A 20,905-nucleotide genomic window follows, 5' to 3' on the forward strand; every position below is an offset into this window, starting at 1 on the left:
TGCGTCGGGGGGCGGTGGGTGCTCGTCGGGGCCTGCCCGGGGTGCTCGGGCAGGTGAACGCCACCGGCCCGACCGGGTCAGGTCGGGCCGGGTCGGGCCGGGTCAGGCGGCGGCGGTGGGGAGGCCGAGGAGCTCGGCGAGGAACCCGGGCGGCCGGTCGCGCAGGGCGACGCGGTGGCCGTCGAGGACGGTGACGTCGTGGCGCTCGGCGGGCAGCCGGGTGAGCGTGCTCCTGCCGGCCGCCGTGCCACCGGCGGTCCGGCGCACGCGGGCCGGCCGTTCGGCGGGTGAGGGGTGGGTGCGGCGGCGGTCCGCGCGGGTGGACGTCATGGACCCATGGTCGGGGGTTCGGCCCGGGAACGGCAGTCTTCTGCGTCGGGGGGCGGTGGGTGCTCGTCGGGGCCTGCCCGGGGTGCTCGGGCAGGTGAACGCCACCGGCCCGACCGGGTCAGGTCGGGCCGGGTCGGATCAGGCCTGGTCGGGCCGGATCGGGTCGGGCCGGATCGGGTCGGGTCAGGCGGCGGCGGTGGGGAGGCCGAGGAGCTCGGCGGAGCCGTTGCGGTTGTGGCGTTCCTGCCAGAGTTCGAGGGCGCTGCGGCAGGCGTGGTCGAGGTGGCGCACGCCGGCGAGGTCGAGGCGCACCGGACGGTCGGCGGGCAGGCCCTCCAGGGCTTCGAGGGTTTCCAGGAGCCGGGGCAGCCGCAGGAAGGTGGCGTTGCCGTGCAGCGTCACCCGGACGGCGCCGTCGGGGAGTTCGTCGACCGCGACCTGGAGGTGGGAGGTGTCCCAGGCGCTCTTGAGCACCGCGAGGAGCAGGCCGAGCAGCACCCCTTCGAGGAGGTTGGTCACCACGATGGCGATCGCCGTGGCGGCCAGGATCGCCGCCTCCCCGCGGTCGGCCCGCCAGAGCGGGCGCAGGGTGCGGAGCGGGACCAGCTTGGCCCCGGCGTGGACCAGGACACCGGCCAGCGCGGCGAGCGGGATGGCGGAGAGGGCGGCGGGGAGCAGGGCCGCGAAGAGCAGCAGCCAGAGGCCGTGCAGGACCCGGGAGGCCTTGGTGCGGGCGCCGGCCTGGACGTTGGCGGCGCTGCGGACGATGACGGCGGTCATCGGCAGGGCGCCGAGCAGACCGCAGACGGTGTTGCCGACGCCCTGGGCGAGCAGTTCGCGGTCGTAGTCGGTGCGCGGGCCCTCGTGCAGCCGGTCGACGGCGGCCGCGCTGAACAGGCTCTCGGCGGAGGCGATCAGCGCGAAGGCGACGGCCGTGCCGAGGACGCCGACGCTGCCGAGCGCGGCGAGGTCGGAGGCGCCGGGCAGGTCGACGACGCCGGCGAGTCCGGCCACCTCGATCCGGGCGACGGGCAGGTCGAACAGCGCGGTGACGGCCGTCGCGCCGGCGACGGCGGCGAGCGGTGCGGGGACCACCCGGATCCGGGCGGGCAGGCGCGGCCAGAGCAGCAGGACCGCCACGGTCCCGGCCCCGATGGCGGCGGCGGCGAGCGCGTGCCGGTCCCCGGCCACGTCGACGGCCAGGCCCGGGAGTCCGGCGAGCTTGGCGGGGCCGCCGGCCGGGCCCTTGGCGTCGGCGAGCGCGTAGAGCTGACCGGCGATCAGCACCAGGCCGATCCCGGCGAGCATGCCCTGCACGACCGAGACGGAGATCGCCCGGAACAGCCGGCCGAGCCGGGCGGCGCCCATGGCGAGCTGGAGCAGGCCGGCCACGGCGGTGATGACGCCGAGGGCGGCGAGGCCGTGTTCCTGGACGGCGGCGAAGACCAGCACCGTCAGGCCGGCGGCGGGGCCGGAGACCTGGAGGCTGCTGCCGGGCATCAGGCCGGTCACCAGGCCGCCGACGATGCCGGTGACCAGGCCGAGTTCGGCCGGGACGCCGGAGGCGACGGCGACGCCCACGCAGAGCGGGAGGGCGACCAGGAAGACGACGAGGGAGGCGGGGAGGTCGGAGCGCAGAGTGCTGCTCAGCCGAAGGGCGGGACGACGAGTCATCGGGTCCTCGGGAGAGTGTGGACGGTGCGGTGGACGGCGGTGCGGGGCTGAACGGCGGTGCGGTGGACGGCCGTTCGGTGGACGGCCGTGCGGTGGACGGCCGTGCGGGGCCGCGGAACGACGCGGCGGGCGGCGACCCGGCGGTGCGGCGGCGGGCCGTGGGACGGGGTCACAGCGGGAGGAAGAGGCCGGCGTCGGCCCGGTGGGCGAGCACGAGTCCGGTGTGGATCTCGTAGAACCAGCCGTGCAGTCTGATCCGCCCCTCGCCCAGCCGGCGGGCGACGGCGGGGTAGCCGCGCAGCCGGTCGAGCTGGGTGAGGACGTGGCGCTGCACCGGCCCGGCGACGGTCGGGTCGAAGACGTCGGCCTCGTCCGCGCGGAGCACCGCCCGGTCGGCGTGGCGCAGCCAGGCGCGGACGGCGGGCACCACGCTGAGGTCCTCGCCGCGCACCACGGCGCCGACGGCCCCGCAGTGGGAGTGCCCGCAGACCACGAGGTCACGGACGCCGAGCACCTCGACGGCGTACTCGATGGTGGCGGTCTCGCCCGAGGTGCCGTCGGCCCGGTAGGCGGGGACGATGTTGCCGGCGGTGCGCAGTTCGAAGAGGTCGCCGGGGTCGGCGCCGGTGATCAGGGCGGGCACCACGCGGGAGTCGGAGCAGGTGATGAACAGGGCCTGCGGGGTCTGGCCGGCGGCGAGGGCGGTGAGTTCCCGGCCGGTGTCGCCCGCGCGCTGCGGGAACGCCCGGGCCCGGTCGATGAGCGGTTCCATGGAGTGGATGCCTCCTTCGGTGACCCTCGCGGCGCCGGCCGGGAGGGGCGGTGGACGGGCAGGCACGTCGTCACCGGGTGTTCCCGGCGGGCGGTGCGGGCGGGTGCGGCCGCGGCGGGCGCATGGCTCCGCCGCACGGCCGCGTCGATGACTCTCGGTGTCCCCCCGGCGACCTGACGACGCGTCAAGGGGAAGTAAAACACGGGTATCGGGTCGGCAAAAGCGCGTCCAGGGCGCAGAATGTGCCGATCTGGTTAACATCCTGTTGCCTTGAGCGGTGCAGGGCCTTCCGCCTTGGCGTTTGCGGGTCCGGGGGAACCCGGAGGGCCGCCGAAGCGTTGATGCGCGGCGTTCCGCGCGCGCCCCGCCCGAGGTCGAACGCGCTCCGGGCGCACACGGCCGGGCCGCCGCCGTTCGGGGAACGGCGACGGCCCGGGGGGTGATTGACGATGCGTCAGCGGTGCAGCGTGGTGACGGTGAGGCCAGGGGCGGAGCGGATCTCGGCCTCGGTGAAGCGCTCGGTCGTCCACTGCTTGCGGGCGTAGCGGCGGGTCTGGTCGGTGAAGTGGGGCGAGGTCGGGTCGGCCGACTGTCCGTAGGTGAGCAGCGTGCGGGTGCGCGGGCCCCGGTCGGTGAGCTCGACGGCCATCAGGAAGCTGGAGCCGTGCGGGACGCTCAGCACGTCCGACGGGTAGGTGGCGCCGCCGTCGCCCGAATCCGGCCGGGCCGTCAGCACGTTGAAGCAGCCCAGCAGTCCGGAGCAGCCGTGCAGCGGGATCCCCGCCCAGCGCTGGACGCGCCCGATCGGGGCGTCCACCGGCAGCCCCCGGGCGGCCAGGCCGCGCACCGCGTCGGCGAAGGCGCGCTGGGCTTCGGGGTCGTCGGCCGCGATGCCGCGCGGGGTGGTCAGCGGCCGGTCCGGGTCGTAGGGGACCGTCCGCCAGGCCGTGGTGCGGGTCCTCGCCAGCGCACCCTGGTACTCCTGCCAGAGCACGGTGCCCCGGCTGTCGGCGTCGGCCCGGGTGTTCCAGACGGCCAGCGCGTCGCACCCCGCGCGGACGTCGACCCGGGTGCCGTCGGTGGCCGCGATCACCGGGTGGGCGCGGCACAGGGCGACGGCGTCGTCGCGGTCCAGCTCGGCGCTCTGCACCCGGTTGCCGAACATGGCGGCCTGGAGGGAGGCGAGGGTGAAGCCGGGCGCGCCGAGGCCGTCGGCGCCGGTCCGGCGGTCGGCGATCATCCGCAGGCTCAGCTGCGGCCGCGAGGCGAGCTCCCGGCCGTTGTTGTAGACGGCGGGCAGGCCCGCGATCGGCGCGTCCGCGTTGGTCAGGTAGGGGCCGTTGTTGGCGTTGGCCACGTAGTCGGCGCGGGTCAGCGCCGGGTGCGCGGCCGGGCCGAACACGCCCGGGACCAGGGCGTCCTGGTCGGTGCCCGGGTCGCAGGCGGTGGTCGAGCCGTCGAGCACGCCGTCGGTGAAGGGGTTGGGCACCTGGCAGCGCTCCCGCAGCGCGTCGGTGACGTGCGGGACGGCGGAGGAGTCGGTGAAGTACGCCGTCCCGGTGGAGTCCACGGCCGTGGTGTACACCCACGGGGCGCCCTGGTAGGTGCGCTGGGCCTGCCGCAGCTGGTCGAGGTTCTGCGAACGGCCGATCGCCACCCACTCGTTGAGGGAGCGGAGGTTGTCGGCGTTGGCGTCGCGCAGGGTGTAGGCGTACTCGCCGGTCCAGCCCTCGGCCAGGACGAAGCCGTGGCGGGAGCGGTAGACGGTCCGGTCGACGGTGGACAGCGTGCCGTCGGCGGCCCGGACGGTGACCGGGAGGGTCTCCGTGGTCATCCGCTCCACCTTGCCGTCCACCAGGTACGCGGTCGGGTCGCCGGGCACCAGGGTGAGCCGGTAGGCGGTGAAGTGGTCGGCGTAGCTGGTGGTGTGGGTCCAGGCGAGGTTCCGGGTGTGGCCGATCTGCAGGAACGGCAGGCCGTAGAGACCGGCGCCGGCGATGTCCAGGACGCCCGGGATGGTCAGCTGGGCCTGGTAGAAGCGCTCGGAGCCGGCCCATTGGAGGTGCGGGTTGGCCAGCAGCAGGCCGTTGCCGTCGCGGGCGGCGTCGCGGCCGATCGCCCAGGCGTTGCTGCCGGTGTCGGGGGTGGCGGCCGCCCGGCGCACCCAGGGCGGCGGGCCGGCGGCGGGCCGGGCGGCGCCGGTCGCTTCGCCGCGCGCGGCGCCGGTGACGGCGCCGGTGACGGCGCTGGTGGCGGCGCTGGTGGCGGCGGGCCCGGGGGCGGCTTCTCCCGGGGCGGCTTCTCCGGGTACGGCTCCGGCTCCCGGGGCGGCGGTGGCGACCGAGTGTTTCGAGGTACCGGCGAGGGTGTTGACGTCGTAGAGGATGTTCCAGAGGTCGTCGGCGGTGATCGGTCCGACCCAGCCCTTCCCCCGGCAGGACGGGTCCGGGAGCTTGTCGGCCCCGGTGTCGCGCAGGTAGCGGTTGTACCCCGCGACGTAGCCGTCGACCAGCTGCCGCACCTCCCCCGTCGGGCCGAGCGGCGCCGGCTCGGCCAGCAGCCGCCGCACCGTGCCCGAGCGCAGCACGCCCTGCTGGTAGGTGTCGCTCTCCAGGTTGGCGAGCCGGTCCACGGTCCGGCCGTCCGGCCCGTACCAGCGCGAGCGTTCGGCGCGCACGGTGACCACCTGGTCGGCGAGTTGACAGAGGTTGTCCTGCGCGAAGGCGTACCCGTAGCCGTAGCCGAGGCCGCCGAAGTCCCGGGCGAGGACGTGCGGGACGCCGTACTCGGTCCGGCGGATCTTGGCGGTCCAGCCTCCCCCCTTGTCGTCGGCCCGGGCGGCGGGGGCGGGCGCCAGGGCGGTCAGCAGGCCTGCGGCCAGGCCGAGGGCGAGGGCGGTGGAGGTCAATCGGCGTGTTCTGGCGAGGGGTTGATCGTGCGTCAGTCCGGTCTTCTTCGACATGGACCCCACGCTGCCGCCGCGGGCGCGTGCCGGTCATCACCCCGGGGGACGACGCAGCCCTCGCCCGTCGGACCTACCCGCGTACGCCTCGGGAAGGGGGTGTTCCTTGTCCGAACCTCCCGGACGACGGAGGGTGGCCGGGTGGATCGGCCGACAAGGGGAGGCCATCTGATCATCGCCCGCGAGACCGCCTTCGGCCTGCCCCGGGTGCGGTGGCCGGGCCGGGCCGGGCCGGCTTCACGCCGGGTGGCGGCCCAGGTCGTCGATGCGGGCGAGCACCTCGGCCACGTGCGGACGCACTCGGGCCTTCAGGTCGCGGCTCCAGATCTCGTCGTCGTAGTGGCTGGTGCGGTAGAGGTCCCTCGCGTGCTCCAGGACGGGGCGGTGCTCCGGGGGGAGGTGGGCGAGGGCCCAGTCCGCGGCGGCGTCCTTGGGGCGGATCTCCCCCGTGGCGAGCGTCGTCCAGATGCGGGCGAGGGTCAGCAGGACGTTGCGAGTGTCGCCGTCCAGGTCGTCGAGGAGTGCGGGGACGCCCATGACGCTCGCCCGGACGAGGTCGGCGTGCGGGACCGGGTCGAGCAGCCGGCCGGGCGGCGGTCCGCCGAGGGGACGGTCGCCGGCGAGGACCATGGTGAGTGCGAGGGCGAGGTCCGGCATCGGGCCGGGCCGCGGCGGACCGCTCTGCCGGAGTTCCTCGCGCAGCCACTCGCCGAACAGGAAGTCCCCGGTCGGCGGGAACCGCCAGGGGCGGACCTCGGAGTGGACGACGACGGTGAGTTCCACCGGGCGGAGGCCGGCCGAGAGGCCGGAGATCCCCAGCAGGCCCTCGGTGAGGGCCCGGCGCTCCCGGTCGTCCATGGTCCGGTGGGTAACGGCCAGGACGTCCAGATCGCTCGCCGCCCGGAGGCCCCCGAGCACGGCAGAGCCGTGGAGGTAGGTGCCGAGGAGCGCGGGCGCGAGGACATTGCGGAGCAGGCGGACGGTCCGGTCGAGTTGATCGCCGCTCATCGAGGCCGGCTCCGGGCCTCGCGCAGGCCGAGGTCGGGCCTGCCGGTGGCGTCCAGCCGGTTCACGGCCACCCGGCGGGCGCGGGCGGGGGCCACGGTCTCTGCGGGGTGGTGCAGGCCGGGGTGGTCGGTGATCACACGTCGATTCACAGCGGCTTCGGCCATGTCGCCATCCTGCCTCGCCACCACGCCCGCCCGCAGGCGAAATTCGCCCCCAGGCGGTCGGCGCGACGGCGCGGGCCCGGAGGAGAGGGCCGATTGGGAGCAGCACAGGGTGCTCCGCCGGAGGAAGGGGCAGCTCCGGGCGAGGCCTACGGCCCGCCCCCTGGGAAGCCGCGACACCTTCTCCGTCGGCCAGCGAGCCGAAGCCCGGCCGGCACCCGGCAGGATCTGGTCGGCCTTCGCCAGGGGCTGCGCCTGCGCGTGCAGGCCATGGACAGCCAGAAGCCTTGGCGCCGCTGCTCCTTGGGGCCATCCCCGCGCGTGCGGGGCCGAGAGCAGGGCCACAACCACGACCACCGCCTCCGTCGGAACATCCCCGCGCGTGCGGGGTCGAGGGGTTCGGTGCCGGCGGTCATCAGGGGCTCCGGGAAGCATCCCCGCGTGTTGTGCGGGGCCGAGGTGCAGAGCGGGGCGAACGGCGTCGGGGGGAGCATCCCCACGTGTGCGGGGCCGGGTCAGTCCCCCAAACGGCATCGCGCGTCATAGGGGGAGCATCCCCGCGCGTGCGGGGCCGAGGAGCTGCTGCGCCCGATGGCCTGCGCGATGGCGGGAGCATCCCCGCGCGTGCGGGGCCGAGGCGCGGGGGCCGGGGCTCGGCGGAGCATCCCCGCGCGTGCGGGGCCGAGCAGAACCGCTGCCCCTCGGCCACCGTCTGGCGAGGAGCATCCCCGCGTGCGCGGGGCCGAGACCCCCAACGAGGCGCCGTCCACGATGAGGTGGGGAGCATCCCCGCGTGTGCGGGGCCGAGCTGTGCGGCTCCGGTGTTCGGGTGCGGCGTGCGGGAGCATCCCCGCGCGTGCGGGGCCGAGCGCAAGGGCGGTGCTGGCTACCACGCGGTGCACGGAGCATCCCCGCGCGTGCGGGGCCGAGAGCACGACCGCCAGGTCGTCGCTGGCCGGGGCGGGAGCATCCCCGCGCGTGCGGGGCCGAGGCGGGAACAAGTTTCAAGGTCATGTTGCAAAGGGGAGCATCCCCGCAGATGCGCTGACGCCACGGGACGTCAGCCGCCTTCGGAGCATCCCCGCGCGTGCGGGGCCGAGGCCCACCGCTCGATCGCGTCGGCGTCCGGCAGGGGAGCATCCCCGCGCGTGCGGGGCCGAGGCACTCGCGGGTCCGGCTGCACGGTCGCGCCGGGGAGCATCCCCGCGCGTGCGGGGCCGAGCCGTCACATGGCGGCTGTGCCTGCTTGCTGTGGGGAGCATCCCCGCGCGTGCGGGGCCGAGGGCAGGGAGTGCCGCTCGATCCACGCCAGCGAAGGAGCATCCCCGCGCGTGCGGGGCCGAGTGCTCGATCAGCATCTCGATGCCGGTCACGAAGGGAGCATCCCCGCGCGTGCGGGGCCGAGGCTTGTTGAGCTGGGATGCTACCCGGCGGGAGCCGTCTCCCGCATCGGTTCGGTGGGGGTGCTCGGCCGGCTACTTGGTGGGCCGGGGGGCGGGGACGAGGCCGGTCTGGTAGGCGAGGGCCACCAGTTGGGCGCGGTCGCGGGCGTCGAGTTTGGCCATGGCGCGGTGGATGTGGGTGCGGATGGTGAAGGGGCTGACGAACATCCGGGCGGCGATCTCCTCGTTGCTGAGGCCGGTGGCCGCCATGGCCATCACCTCGCGTTCGCGGGCGGTGAGGGCGGCGAGGCGTTCGGGGGTGGCGGTGGGGGCCTGGTCCGGCGAGGGGTGGGCGAGGAGCTGCTCGATGACGGCGCGGGTGGCGGCGGCCGACAGCAGCGGGTCACCGGCGGCGACGCGGCGCAGGGCGGCGAGCAGTTCGGTCGGTTCGGCGTCCTTGCCGAGGAACCCGCCGGCGCCGGCGCGCAGGGCCTGGGCGACGTACTCGTCGATCTCGAAGGTGGTGAGGATGAGCACCCGGGTACCGGCGAGGTCGGGGTCGCCGCAGATGGCGGCGGTGGCGGAGAGGCCGTCGACGCCGGGCATCCGGATGTCCATGAGCACGACGTCCGGGCGGGTGGCCTTGGCCAGCTCGACGGCTTCGCGGCCGTCGGCGGCCTCGCCGACCACCTCCATGTCGTCCTCGGCGTCGATGAGGACGCGGAAGGCCCCGCGCAGCAGCGTCTGGTCGTCGGCGAGCAGTACTCGGATGGTCACGGGTGTTCCTCTCGGGCGGCGGTGCGCAGGGGCAGTTCGGCGGAGACCAGGAAGCCCCCGCAGGGCCGGCGGTCGGCGGTGAGCCGTCCGCCGACGGCCGCGGCGCGCTCGCGCATGCCGATCAGGCCGAAGCCGCCGCCGACGGTGGGGACGCCGGTGCGCCCGGCGGCCACCGCGCGGTCGTTGGCGACGCTGAGCCGCAGGCGGCTGCCGGAGTACGCGAGGGTGACGTCGGCGGCGGTGCCGGGGGCGTGCTTGGCGACGTTGGTCAGGGATTCCTGGAGGATCCGGTAGGCGGTGAGGTCGACGCCCGGGGAGAGCGGCTGCGGCTCGCCCTCGACGCTGAGGCGCACGGGCAGGCCGGCCCGTTCGAAGGCGCCGACGAGGTCGGGCAGCCGGTCCAGGCCGGGTGCCGGTTCGAGCGGGGCCTGCGGGTCGTCGGCGCGGCGCAGCAGGCCGACGGTCGCCTTGAGCTCGCGCAGCGCGGAGCCGGTGGCGTCGGTGAGGTGGCTGAGCATCTCGCGGGCCTGGGCGGGGTGGCGGTCGAGCAGGTGGACGGCGATGCCGGCCTGGGCGTTGGCGAGGGCGATGTGGTGGGCGACGACGTCGTGCAGGTCGCGGGCGATCCGGATGCGTTCGTCGGCGACGCGGCGGCGGGCCTCCTCCTCGCGGGTGCGCTCCGCCCGTTCGGCGCGTTCCTCGATGGCGGCGAGGTGCTCGCGGCGGCTGCGGACGGCGTCGCCGAAGGCGCCCGGCAGCAGGACCCAGGCGATGATGCCGACCTTGACGCTGAAGGAGGTGTGGGGCTCGTTGATGATCGTGGCGACGGTCACCAGCACGGCCGCGACCGCGGTGGCGAGGCGCGCGGTTCTGCGGTCGGTGCGCACCGCGAGGAAGTAGAGGGCGGCGAGCAGCGGGGCGACCAGGCCGGCGTTGAGCTGGGTGGCGACGAAGCAGAGGGCCAGGCTGCAGACGAGGGTGGTCGCGAAGGCGATGTCGGGCCGACGACGGTGGGCCAGGACCGCCAGGCTGGAGACGACGGCCAGGGCCAGCGCGGCCGGGTTCGGAGCGATGCGGTTGCCGAGGCGGTCGATGGTGGTCGTCCCGGCGGCGATGACGACCACGGCGAGCACGAGCAGCGCGTCGGCCAGGTGGGGGTGACGGCGCGCGCGGTGCAGCCAGGTGTCGATCATGCTCGCTTCTCCCGGTCCGGGGCTGCCCTGGGGGGTCCTTCGGCCGGGCCCGGACGCTCCGGCGAAGGGGGTGGGGGGGGTACTGCGCGGGGAGGACGTACTGCATTTGCAGTACATGTCGTCCGATTGAACGGTAGTACGGATGTGGTTCGTACCATTTTGACCCGACGGCGCGCCGACGGGCCGGGGTGCGGCCCTGCCGCGGCCCCGTGGGGACGGGAACCGCGGCAGGGGCGGGTGGGTCAGACGCCGACCGAGTGGCGGGGGGACTCGGCCTCGGGGCCGTCGGCCCCGGCGACCGGGGCCGGGGCGGCGGTCTGGAGCTTGGCACCCTCGACGTCGACGTCGGGGATGATCTTCTCCAGCTTGGCCGGCAGCCACCAGGCACGGCGGCCGAGCAGGACCAGCACGGCCGGGACGATCGCCATCCGGACCACGAAGGCGTCGAAGGCGACGGCGGCGGCCAGGCCGAGACCCATCATCTTGATCATCGGCTCGCTCATCCCGATGAAGCCGGCGAAGACGCTGATCATGATGAGCGCGGCGGCGGTGACCACCCGGGCGTTGTACCGGAAGCCGGTGACCACGGCCTCGCCGGGCTCCTCGCCGTGCACGAAGGCCTCCCGGATGCGGGTGACCAGGAACACCTCGTAGTCCATGGCCAGGCCGAAGACCACGCCGATCATGAAGATCGGCATCATGCTCATGACCGGGCCGGTCTGCTCGACACCGATCAGCTCGGCGAGCCAGCCCCACTGGAAGACCGCGACGACGGCGCCGAGCGCGGCGACCACCGAGAGCAGGAAGCCGAGGGCGGCCTTGAGCGGCACGAGGATCGAGCGGAAGACCACCAGGAGCAGCAGCACCGCGAGGCCGACGACGACCGCGAGGTAGGGCAGCAGGGCGTCGTTGAGCTTCTGCGAGACGTCGATGTTCATCGCCGTCGCGCCGCTGACCAGGACCGTCGCGCCGGTCTCGGACTTCAGGTCGGGGGCCTTGTCGCGGATCGCGTGGACCAGGTCGGTGGTCTCGGCGTCGCTCGGGCCGGTGGCCGGCATCGCGGTGACCATCGCGGTGTCCCCGGCCTGGTTGAAGACCGCGGGCGTGACGGCGACGACGCCGGGCAGGGCCTTCACGGTCTCGCCGACCTTGGCGGCGGCGGCCTTGGGGTCGGCCGCGCCCTTGGCGTCGACCAGCACCGTCAGCGGGCCGTTGAAGCCGGGGCCGAAGCCCTCGGAGAGGTGGTCGTAGGCGCGGCGCTGGGTGGTGGAGGTGGGCTTGGCCTCGTCGCCGGGCAGGCCGAGCCGCAGGTCCAGGGCCGGCAGGGCGAGGACGCCGAGGCCGACCACGCCGAGGACCAGCACGGCGACCGGGCGGCGCAGCACGAAGCGGGCCCAGCGGGTGCCGCCGTTGGGGCGGTCGGCGCCGGTCGCCGCGTGGCCGCCCTTGGCGGCCTTGCGGTCCTTGCGGGACAGCGCCCTGCGGCCGAGGAAGCCGAGCAGCGCGGGGACGAGGGAGAGCGCGACCAGCACGGCGATCACGACGGTGCCGGCCGCGGCCATGCCCATCTTGGCGAGGATCGGGATGCCCACCACGGACAGGCCGGCCAGCGCGATGATCACGGTGAGTCCGGCGAACACCACGGCCGAGCCGGCGGTGCCGACGGCACGCCCGGCGGCCTCCTTCGGCTCGTGGCCGTCGAGGAGCTCGGCGCGGTAGCGGGAGACGATGAAGAGCGCGTAGTCGATGCCGACGGCGAGGCCGAGCATCATCGCAAGGGTGCTGGTGGTGGTGGACAGGCCCAGGGTGCTGCCGAGCGCGGTGATCAGGCCGATGCCGAGGCCGACGCCGATCAGCGCGGTGAGCAGCGGGAGCCCGGCGGCCAGCAGCGAGCCGAAGGTGATCACCAGCACGACGGCGGATATCGCCATGCCGATCGCCTCGGCGGAGCCGCCCTGCTCGCCCATCTCCATCAGGGCCGTGCCGCCGATGTCCACGGTGAGACCGGCGTCACGGGCGTGCTGGGCGGAGTCCTTCAGGGCCTCGGTGGCGGTCTCGCTGACCTTGCCCGGCTTGACGCTGTAGTTGACCGTCGCGTAGGCGGTGGTGCCGTCCTGGGAGACCGCGTTGGCCTTGAACGGGCTGGTCGCGCCGACCACCTGCTCGCTGCCGGCGAGCTCGGCGACCGCCTTCTCGACCGTCTGCTGGTTCTCGGCGGCGGTGATCTTCTGGCCGGACGGGGCGACGAAGACCAGCCGGGCCGACGCACCGTCGGACATCGCGCCGGGGAAGCGCTCGTCCATGAGGTCGAAGGCCTTCTGCGCCTCGGTGCCGGGCATCGCGAAGCCGTCGTCGGGGGCGGCCGGCGCCTTGGCGGCCAGCACCCCGACGGCGGCCAGCACGGCGACCCAGAGCAGGGTCACCAGCCGGCGCCTGAGGAAGGACCATCGGCCCAGGCGGTAGAGGAAAGTGGCCACGGGAGAGCGGACTCCTTCGGATGGCGGGGCAGGTTGGGGTGGCCGGGCGGCGCGTTCGGCCGCAGGGCCGGGTCGCCCGGAGCATGACCATCCTGCGGCGGCGGGGGCCTCCCCGGCGTCGGCTCTGTGCAGGCATTCCGGGGTAATGCGGACGCAGCAGCGCGGACCCGGACGGACTAGTCCTCGGGGCGGAGGTCGGCGGCCGGGCTCCGACCTGCGACCGAGGGGCGACCCCGGGGCGGGCGGTCCGGTCCCGGCGCGGCCGGAGCGCGCGCCGGGTCACCCGGGCGGAGGTGCGGACGGGCCGGGGACCGGCGGGCGAAGTAGCGTGATGTGCCTGACCCGGGCGATTCGTCCAGGTCCGTCCAGCTGTGTCCCCGAGGGCTCCGACGGCCCGGGGGGCCGCAGCCGTCCACCGTACGTCCGCCGCACGTCCCTCAGCCGGAGGTGGCCCATGGGCGTTCCCGCCGCCCGCATCGTGTTCGACGAGAACGACCGCGCGGCCGTCGCGGAGGCGGTGAGCGAGATGCTCGCCACCGGTGCGCTCACCCTCGGTCCCTGGACCGAGCGGTTCGAGCAGTCCTTCGCCGCCGAGCACGGCGCCGAGCACGCCGTCGCCGTCGCCAGCGGCACCGCCGCGCTGGAGATCGTCCTGCGCGCCCTGGACGTCCGCGGCCGCGACGTCGTCGTCCCCGCCGTCACCTTCTACGCCACCGCCGGCGCCGTCCTGCACGCCGGCGGCCGGCCGGTGATCGCCGACGTCGACCCGGCCACCCTCGCGCTCGGCCCCGACACCCTGGAGGCCGCGCTCACCCCCGACACCGCCGCCGTCGTCCTGGTCCACATCGGCGGGCTGATCACCCCCGAGGTGGACGCCCTGCGCGCGATCTGCGACGCCCGCGGCGTCCCGCTGGTCGAGGACGCCGCGCACGCGCACGGCAGCACCTACCGGGGGCGGGCGGCCGGCGGCTTCGGCGTGGCCGGCGCGTTCTCCTTCTACCCGACCAAGGTCACCACCAGCGGCGAGGGCGGCATGATCCTCACCGGGTCCGCCGAGCTGCGCGACGAGGCCCGGATCCACCGCGACCAGGGCAAGGGCTCCTTCACCACCAACCACCACGTCCGCCTCGGCGCCTCCTGGCGGATGAGCGAGCCGAACGCCGCCATCGGCGCCGTCCACCTGCGCCGGCTCAAGGAGTTCGTGGAGACCAGGCGCCGGGTCGCCCAGCGCTACGACGCCGCGCTCGGCGCGCTCGACGGGCTGGAGCCGGTCACCGAGCCGGCCGGCTGCCGGAGCAACTACTACAAGTACGTCGCCCTGCTGCCGCGCGGCGTGGACCGGGCCGCCTTCAAGCGGGCGGTCGCCGAGGAGTACGACGTCCGGCTCTCCGGCGAGGTCTACGACCTGCCCCTGCACCTCCAGCCGGTGCTCGCCCCCTACCGGCGCGGCGCCCTGCCGGTCGCCGAGGACGTCTGCGCCCGGCAGATCTGCCTGCCGGTCCACTCCGACATGACCGAGGACGAGACCGACCTGGTGATCGAGGCCGTGAGCGCCGTCCACCGCCGGACGGCGGGCTGACCCCCGTCGGGGCCGGCACACCGGCGGGGCCGACCCCCCGGCGGAAGAGCGAGGAAGGGAGAACACCGTGCGGATAGCGGTCACCGGGGGATGCGGATTCATCGGCTCGCACGTCGTCGACCGGCTGCTCGCCGCCGGGCACGAGGTGCTGGCGGTGGACACCACCGACAAGTACCTGAACCCCGACGCCGACCACGCCCGGATCGACGTCCTCGACCTGCCCGCGCTCACCACCGCCCTGGACGGCTGCGAGGTGGTCTTCCACCTCGCCGCGCAGGCCGACGTCGAACGCGTCGCCGCCGACCCGGTCGGCGCCGTGCGGGCCAACATCGACGGCACCGAGACCGTGCTGGAGGCGGCCCGCCGCAACGACCTCAGCCGCACCGTCCTCGCCAGCACCGTGTGGGTGTACGGCGCCGCGCTCACCGAGGCCGCGCTCGACGGCGAGGAGCAGGAGCTGGACGAACACGTGCCGATCGACCTGGAGCACAGCGGGCACCTGTACGTCGCCACCAAGCTCGCCGCCGAGATGCTGGTGCACAGCTACCGCCAGCTCTACGGCCGACACTTCACCATCCTGCGGTACGGCATCCCGTACGGGCCGCGGATGCGCGACGAGCTGGTGGTCGCCCGCTTCGTGCAGGCCGCGCTCGCCGGCCGGCCGATCACCATCGCGGGCGACGGGCGGCAGAGCCGCAACTTCGTCTACGTCGAGGACCTCGCCGACGCGCACGTACGGGCCCTCTCCCCCGCCGCCGAGGACCAGACCTTCGCCCTGGAGGGCTCCACCGCCGTCTCCGTCCGGGACATCGCCGACACCGTCGACGACCTGCTCGGACCGGTCACCATCGAGCACATCGAGGCCCGCACCGCCGACTACGCCGGGCGCCGGATCTCCGCCGCCCAGGCGAAGCGGCTGCTGGGCTGGTCACCGCGGACCAACTTCGCGGAGGGCCTGCGGCGCTACGCGGACTGGTACCGGGCGGAGGCCGCACCGCGGCCGGGCGCCTGAGACGGGGGCCGGGCGGTGCCGCACGCGCTGCTGGTCTCCGGCTCGCTCGGCCAGGGCCACGACGTGATGGCCCGGGCCTGCGCGGACTCCCTGGAGGCGCGGGGCTGGACGACCGCCACGGTCGACGCGATGGCCCTGCTCGGGCAGCGCGCCGGCACCGCCGGGGAGGCGGTGTTCCGGCGGCTGCTCGGGCTGCCCGGCCTCTACGACGCGTTCCACTTCTCGGCGCTGCGCCCCGGCGCCCGGATCGCGCTGCTCGCGGATGCGGCGGCGCGGCGGCGGCTGGTGCCGGCGCTGCGGGCGCTGCTCGGGGAGCAGCGGCCGGAGCTGGTGGTGTCGGTGTTCGCCACGGCCACGTCGGCCGTCAACCGGCTGCGGGGCGGGGGCGGCTTCCGCTTCCGGCACCTGGTGCTGTGCACGGACGTCACGCCGCACCGGCTGTGGGTGCAGGAGGAGAGCGACCTTTTCCTGGTCACCTCGGAGGTCGCCGCGTGCGGGGTGCGGCGCTACCGTCCCGACGCCCCGGTGGCCGTCCTGCCCGCGCCGCTGCGGGCGCCGTTCTACCGGCCGCCCTCGCGGGAGGAGGCGCGGGCACGGCTGGGGGTGCCGGCGGAGGCGCGGTGCGTGCTGCTGATGTCGGGCGCGTGGGGCCTCGGGCCGCTGGCCCGGACGGCGGCGGCCCTGGCCGACGCCGGTCCGCACGTGCTGGCGGTGGCGGGGAGCAACGGCGAGCTGGAACGCCGCCTGCGCCGCGCCGCCCTGCGGCAGCCGCGGCTGCACCCGTTCGGCTGGACCGACGAGGTGCCGGCGCTGATGGCCGCCGCCGACCTGGTGGTCACCAGCTCCGGTGACACCTGCAGCGAGGCCCGCGCCCTGGGGCGCAGGCTGCTGCTGCTCGACGTCGTCCAGGGCCACGGCCGCGACAACCTGCAGCACGAGCTGGAGCTCGGCCACGCCGACGTCGTCTCCGCCCGCCCGGCCGAGGTCGTCCGCTCCGCCCTCGCAGCAGTCACCCGCCCCGAGCCCCACCCCTCCCCCGGCGCCACCCCTGACGGATGGCGCACCGGCTTCACGGCCGCCCTGGAACGGGTGGGCCTGGCCTGACCGGCCGACTACGGGGAACCGATGCGCCGGCCCGCCTCCGCCGGATAACATCGCAGCTCAGCAAGCCTCGGCCCCGCACGCGCGGGGATGGTCCCCACGTGGCCCTGTACGAGGGTGACGGCGTCTCCTCGGCCCCGCACGCGCGGGGATGGTCCCCTGGCCGCCGAACCTGCGCGCCACCTCGTCCACTCGGCCCCGCACGCGCGGGGATGGTCCCGTCTGGCGCCAGGCCATCCCGTCCGCCGCCGTCTCGGCCCCGCACGCGCGGGGATGGTCCCCGGACATAGCGGGCGCGGCGGGACAGTGTTGGCTCGGCCCCGCACGCGCGGGGATGGTCCGAGCGGCGACCGGCCGCACCGTGCCCGGGCCGGTCGCCCGTTGGCGATCGGCCCGGGCCTTTCGGCGGGGCTCGGTTGCTTCCCGCAGCCCCGGGGGTGTCAGCGGCAGAGGGCTGCGTCGACCGCGTCGGTCAGACGGGTGGCGGTGGGTTCGTCCGGGACGGTGGTGAGGGTGATGTTCACGGCGCGGCCGTCCTCCGTGACGCCTCCCCTGGTCCGGTAGCCCGGGGAGGTGCCGCCGTGGCCCCAGGCGAGGCCGCCGCAGGTCAGCGGCCTGCTCTGGATGCCGAGGCCGTAGCGGACCCCGGGGCCCAGGAACTCGGCCGGGACGGTGGTGCGCATCTCGGCGAGCTGGGCGGCGGGCAGCAGACGGCCGCCGAGCAGCGCGCCGTAGAAGGTGTTGAGGTCGGTGTTGGTGGACACGACCGCCCCCGCGGCCCAGGCCATCGAGGCGTCCATGTCGGTGTAGTCGACGAGCGGCGCGTCCGGGGCGGCGCGGTGGTAGCCGTGCGGGTGGGGCTCGTGGAGGACGGTGTCCCCGGGCGCCGGGACGTAGGTGTGGCGCAGGCCGGCCCGGTTGATGACGCGCTTGGTGACCTCCTCTCCGAAGGGGCGGCCGGTGACCTTCTGGATGATCAGGCCCGCCAGCAGGTAGTTGGTGTTGTTGTACTCCCACTGGGTGCCGGGCGCGAAGTGGGCCTTCTGGGCCAGTGCGCCGTCGAGGAGTTCGCGCGGCTCGAAGTAGCGGTACTGGATGGTGGTGAAGTCGGCCAGCGCGGGTGCGTTCATGTACTCGGGCAGGCCGCTGGTGTGCTGGAGCAGCTGACGGACCGTGATGTTCCGGCCGTCGATTCCCTCGCCGCGCACCAGACCCGGCAGGTAGGTGTCCACGCTCGCGTCCAGGCCGACCTTGCCCTCGGCGACCAGTTGCAGGACGACGACGGCGACGAAGGCCTTGGTGTTGCTGCCGGCCCGGATCTGTCCGTCGACCGGGACCCGGGACCCGGTGGCGAGGTCGCCGATTCCGGCGGTGTAGGTCCGGCTGCGGCCGTCGCGGCCCTTGACGGTGGCGAGGGCGGCCGGCATGCCGTCCTCGTGCACCAGTGCGTCGAGGCGCTGCTGCACGACGTCCGGGCGCGGGGCGGCGAAGGCCGGGGACGGGGCCGGGGCGAAGGCGGTCAGGGCGAGCCCTGCGGTGGCCGTGGCCGTCAGGGCGTGCCGCGCGAGGCGGATGCGGTGTGCCCTGCGCTGCGGGGCGGGTTCGTTCATCGGAGGCTCCACTGCTGGGAAGCGAAGGGGGGAAGGGGTGCGGGGCGGCGCGGCCGGGTGGCCGACGCCGCCCGGCCGGGGGTCAGCGGCAGAGCGCCTCGTCCACCGCCTGGTCCACGTGCTTCGTGGTGTCGGCGTCCGGGATCGTGGTGACGGTGATGTTCACGGCGCGGCCGTCTTCGGTGGTGCCGCCGGCGGTCTCGTAGCCCGGGATCGCCCCGCCGTGGCCCCAGGCGACGCCGCCGCAGGAGAGCGGGCGGCTCACCAGGCCGAGTCCGTAGCGGACTCCCGCGCCGAGCTCCTCAGCGGGAACGGTGGTGCGCATCTGGGCGAGCTGGGCCGCGGGCAGCAGCCGGCCGCCGAGCAGCGCGCCGTAGAACCGGGTGACGTCCGTGTTGGTCGAGACGGCCGCACCGGCCGCCCAGCCCCAGGACGGGTCGAGCTCCGTGTAGTCGCGCAGCGACCCGTCCGCCGTGCGCTGGTAGCCGTTGGGGTGGGCCTCGTGGATCGTCGTGTCCCCGGGGGCGGGGAAGTAGGTGTGGCGCAGGCCTATCCGGTCGATGACGCGCTTGGTGATCTCCTCGCCGACCGGGCGGCCGGTGATCTTCTGGATGATCAGGCCCGCCAGCAGGTAGTTGGTGTTGTTGTACTCCCACTTGGCGCCGGGCGCGAAGTGGGCCTTCTGGGCCAGTGCGGCGTCGAGGAGTTCGCGCGGCTCGTAGTAGCGCCCGGGGGCGTTGAGCACGGCCCCGGTGTCCACGTACTCGGGCAGGCCGCTGGTGTGCTGGAGCAGCTGACGGACCGTGATGGTCCGGCCGTCGATTCCCTCGCCGCGCACCAGGCCGGGCAGGTAGGTGTCCACGCTCGCGTCCAGGCCGACCTTGCCCTCGGCGACCAGCTGCAGGATCACCACGGCGGTGAACGCCTTGGTGTTGCTGCCGATCCGCACCTGTCCGTCCACCGGCACCTTGGCCCTGGTGGCCGTGTTGCCGACGCCGGCGGTGTAGGTGCGGGTGCGGCCGTCGCGGCCCTTGACGGTGGCGAGGGCCGCGGGCACCCCGTCCTTCTGGACCAGCGCGTCGAGGCGCTGCTGCACGGCGTCCGGCCGGGGGGCGGCGGAGGCGGCGGAAGGTGCAAGGACGCCGGCCACCACGGCGGCGGCGGCCACCGCGGTCACGGCCGCCAACGCCCCGCGCCGGCCACCGCGGAGGCGGTTCGGGAGGTGGTGCTGCGGTGCGTGCTCGTTCACGGGAAAGCCCTTCTGGGGAGGGCGCCGGAGCTCTTCTCGGCGCCCTCCAAGAGGACCATCCGACAACCCGTCAATCCGTCCGCGCAGGGGACGAAACCGCACCCGGGAACGTGCTCCGGGTCGGGGCCGGGCACGGGACCGTACTCCCGGGGCCCTGGGGCGGGCACCCCCGGCCGGCCGCGCAGGGCCCGGGGGCCGGTTCCGTCGAGGAGCCGGCCCCCGGAGGTCCTGACCACGGCGGCGGGAGCCCGGGGTCAGCGCCCGTCGGCGCGCAGGAAGTCGAGCAGGATCTGCCGGCTCGTCTGGGAGGTGAGGCTGCCGTACACGTCGTCGAACGCGTGGTCGGCGAAGGGCAGTTGCTTCATCTCGACGTCGACGCCCTGCTCCCTCAGCGCGTCACCGAGTGCGGTGACGGTCTCGGGGCGGGCGCTGCGGTCGCGGTCCCCGACGACGAGCAGAGTGCGGGGCAGGCCGGGGCGGACGTCGGACGTCGGGGACACCTCGCGGTAGCGGTCCGGGTACTGCTGCGGGGTACCGCCGGTGTACATCTCCGCCGCCTCGCGGGTCCCGGCCACGTCCTCCTCCCACATCTGCGCGACGTCGGTGCCGGGGTAGAAGCCGATCACGGAGGCCGGGGGTGCGGGGGTGGCGCCGTCGAGGGCCTTGATGGTGCCGTTGTGGAGGCGGTAGGCGGTGTTCATCGCCAGGGTGCCGCCCGCCGACATGCCGCCGAGCGAGATCCGCGCGGTGTCGACGCCGTACGCGTCGGCGTTGCGCTGCACCCAGCTCATGGCGGAGAGGAGGTCCTGCGGGGCCTTGTCCCAGGTGGGGCGGTCGGGACCGGCCAGGCGGTAGTCGACGGCGAAGACGGCGACGCCGTGGTCGGCGAGCCAGTGGCCGGTGCCGCGCAGGTCGCTCTTGTCGAAGGTGTGGAAGCCGCCGGCGTGGGCGAGCACGACGGCCGGGGTCCGCCTGCCCGGGTCCTTCGCGGGCAGGTACGCGTCCACCTGGAGGGGCTCGCCCTCGGGACTGGCGAAGGTCTCGGTCGCGTCCGGCTTCACCGCGGGGTAGCCGAGTTCGGTGAACACCTGGCCCAGCGAGACGTCGACGCCGGCCTCCCGGGCGGCCTGGAACTGGATGCCGCCGATGACCAGCGCGCCCACGGTGCACAGCGAGGAGACCACGATGACCACGCGCCCCCAGCGCACCAGGCCGGCCCGCCGGGCCAGCGCGGCGAAGCCGGCGGCGACGAGGGCGAACAGCGCCATGTGGAACGGGTACTGCCCGCCCAGGACCGGTCCGATGATGCCCGCCTTGGGTATCGCGGGGACGTACGCGCCGAGCACGATCGCGACGGCCAGGAACGCGAGGAACGACGCCAGGACGGCGGAGGCGGCCCGCAGGATCCGGACGAGCCGGCCCGGACGGGCGGGACCCGCCGAACGGGCCGGACCTGCCGGAGCGGCGGGCGACGCCGGACCGGCGGGCGACGCGGCGGAGTTTCGGGGTGTGGTCATGGCAGTACTCCTGCGATGGTGCGCGGAACGTGTCGGGAGCCGTGAGGACCGGCTCGTCCGAGAACGTTAGGAATCCGGCACCCTCGCGGGCCTCACACCAC

Annotated in this window: 15 protein-coding genes and 2 CRISPR repeat arrays; of the genes, 3 read left to right on the forward strand and 12 right to left on the reverse strand. The window is 75.0% G+C overall.

Annotated elements, in window-relative coordinates; genetic code table 11:
- Positions 1–102 precede the first annotated feature (102 nt).
- The 9 genes from ACFVVL_RS28330 to ACFVVL_RS28370 form a co-directional block, all read right to left on the reverse strand.
- On the reverse strand, positions 103–330 hold the full coding sequence (locus ACFVVL_RS28330; protein ID WP_387680131.1) for a hypothetical protein: 228 nt from the start codon (positions 328–330) through the stop codon (positions 103–105).
- A 183-nt stretch (positions 331–513) separates the two neighbouring features.
- Positions 514–2,004 carry a SulP family inorganic anion transporter gene (locus tag ACFVVL_RS28335; protein WP_387680133.1) on the reverse strand — a complete coding sequence of 497 codons (1,491 nt, stop codon included), beginning with the start codon at positions 2,002–2,004 and terminating at the stop codon, positions 514–516.
- A 169-nt stretch (positions 2,005–2,173) separates the two neighbouring features.
- Positions 2,174–2,776 carry a carbonic anhydrase gene (locus ACFVVL_RS28340; protein WP_387680135.1) on the reverse strand — a complete coding sequence of 201 codons (603 nt, stop codon included), beginning with the start codon at positions 2,774–2,776 and terminating at the stop codon, positions 2,174–2,176.
- A 454-nt stretch (positions 2,777–3,230) separates the two neighbouring features.
- The gene (locus ACFVVL_RS28345) at positions 3,231–5,684 is read right to left on the reverse strand and encodes a penicillin acylase family protein (RefSeq protein ID WP_387680138.1); all 2,454 of its coding nucleotides are present in this window, start codon (positions 5,682–5,684) and stop codon (positions 3,231–3,233) included.
- Between the two features lie 291 nt (positions 5,685–5,975).
- Positions 5,976–6,746, reverse strand: coding sequence for an aminoglycoside adenylyltransferase family protein (locus ACFVVL_RS28350; RefSeq protein WP_387680140.1), 771 nt, complete (start codon positions 6,744–6,746; stop codon positions 5,976–5,978).
- The gene (locus tag ACFVVL_RS28355; protein ID WP_380293058.1) at positions 6,743–6,910 is read right to left on the reverse strand and encodes a hypothetical protein; all 168 of its coding nucleotides are present in this window, start codon (positions 6,908–6,910) and stop codon (positions 6,743–6,745) included. The genes ACFVVL_RS28350 and ACFVVL_RS28355 overlap by 4 nt, the downstream gene beginning before the upstream one ends.
- A gap of 425 nt (positions 6,911–7,335) precedes the next feature.
- A CRISPR array of direct repeats spans positions 7,336–8,312; the repeat unit is 28 nt; unit sequence GGAGCATCCCCGCGCGTGCGGGGCCGAG.
- Between the two features lie 70 nt (positions 8,313–8,382).
- Positions 8,383–9,066, reverse strand: coding sequence for a response regulator (locus ACFVVL_RS28360; RefSeq protein ID WP_380293060.1), 684 nt, complete (start codon positions 9,064–9,066; stop codon positions 8,383–8,385).
- A complete protein-coding gene (locus tag ACFVVL_RS28365) occupies positions 9,063–10,259 on the reverse strand; it encodes a sensor histidine kinase (protein WP_387680144.1) in 1,197 nt (398 codons plus the stop codon). Before ACFVVL_RS28365 ends, ACFVVL_RS28360 begins: the two co-directional genes overlap by 4 nt.
- Positions 10,260–10,501: 242 nt before the next feature.
- On the reverse strand, positions 10,502–12,736 hold the full coding sequence (locus ACFVVL_RS28370; protein ID WP_387680146.1) for an MMPL family transporter: 2,235 nt from the start codon (positions 12,734–12,736) through the stop codon (positions 10,502–10,504).
- 454 nt (positions 12,737–13,190) lie between these two features.
- Here ACFVVL_RS28370 and ACFVVL_RS28375 point away from each other — a divergent pair, with 454 nt between their 5' ends.
- From ACFVVL_RS28375 to ACFVVL_RS28385, 3 genes are all read left to right on the forward strand, one after another.
- Positions 13,191–14,315 (forward strand): DegT/DnrJ/EryC1/StrS family aminotransferase, encoded by a 1,125-nt coding sequence (locus ACFVVL_RS28375; RefSeq protein WP_387680149.1) that lies wholly within the window; start codon positions 13,191–13,193, stop codon positions 14,313–14,315.
- 67 nt (positions 14,316–14,382) lie between these two features.
- On the forward strand, positions 14,383–15,327 hold the full coding sequence (locus ACFVVL_RS28380) for an NAD-dependent epimerase/dehydratase family protein (RefSeq protein WP_380293068.1): 945 nt from the start codon (positions 14,383–14,385) through the stop codon (positions 15,325–15,327).
- 15 nt (positions 15,328–15,342) lie between these two features.
- Positions 15,343–16,431, forward strand: coding sequence for a hypothetical protein (locus ACFVVL_RS28385; protein WP_380293070.1), 1,089 nt, complete (start codon positions 15,343–15,345; stop codon positions 16,429–16,431).
- A gap of 66 nt (positions 16,432–16,497) precedes the next feature.
- Positions 16,498–16,770: direct repeats of the CRISPR family, unit length 28 nt; unit sequence CTCGGCCCCGCACGCGCGGGGATGGTCC.
- A 98-nt stretch (positions 16,771–16,868) separates the two neighbouring features.
- Here the strand turns inward: ACFVVL_RS28385 and ACFVVL_RS28390 are convergent.
- The 3 genes from ACFVVL_RS28390 to ACFVVL_RS28400 all read right to left on the reverse strand — a co-directional run bounded on the left by ACFVVL_RS28390 (position 16,869) and on the right by ACFVVL_RS28400 (position 20,804).
- Positions 16,869–18,038 (reverse strand): serine hydrolase domain-containing protein, encoded by a 1,170-nt coding sequence (locus ACFVVL_RS28390; protein WP_387680154.1) that lies wholly within the window; start codon positions 18,036–18,038, stop codon positions 16,869–16,871.
- A gap of 82 nt (positions 18,039–18,120) precedes the next feature.
- A complete protein-coding gene (locus ACFVVL_RS28395; protein WP_387680157.1) occupies positions 18,121–19,287 on the reverse strand; it encodes a serine hydrolase domain-containing protein in 1,167 nt (388 codons plus the stop codon).
- Positions 19,288–19,541: 254 nt separating this feature from the next.
- Positions 19,542–20,804 (reverse strand): alpha/beta hydrolase, encoded by a 1,263-nt coding sequence (locus tag ACFVVL_RS28400; protein WP_387680160.1) that lies wholly within the window; start codon positions 20,802–20,804, stop codon positions 19,542–19,544.
- Positions 20,805–20,905 lie beyond the last annotated feature (101 nt).

The organism is Kitasatospora sp. NPDC058115 (assembly GCF_042884635.1).
In the GTDB taxonomy this organism is placed as follows: Bacteria; Actinomycetota; Actinomycetes; order Streptomycetales; family Streptomycetaceae; genus Kitasatospora.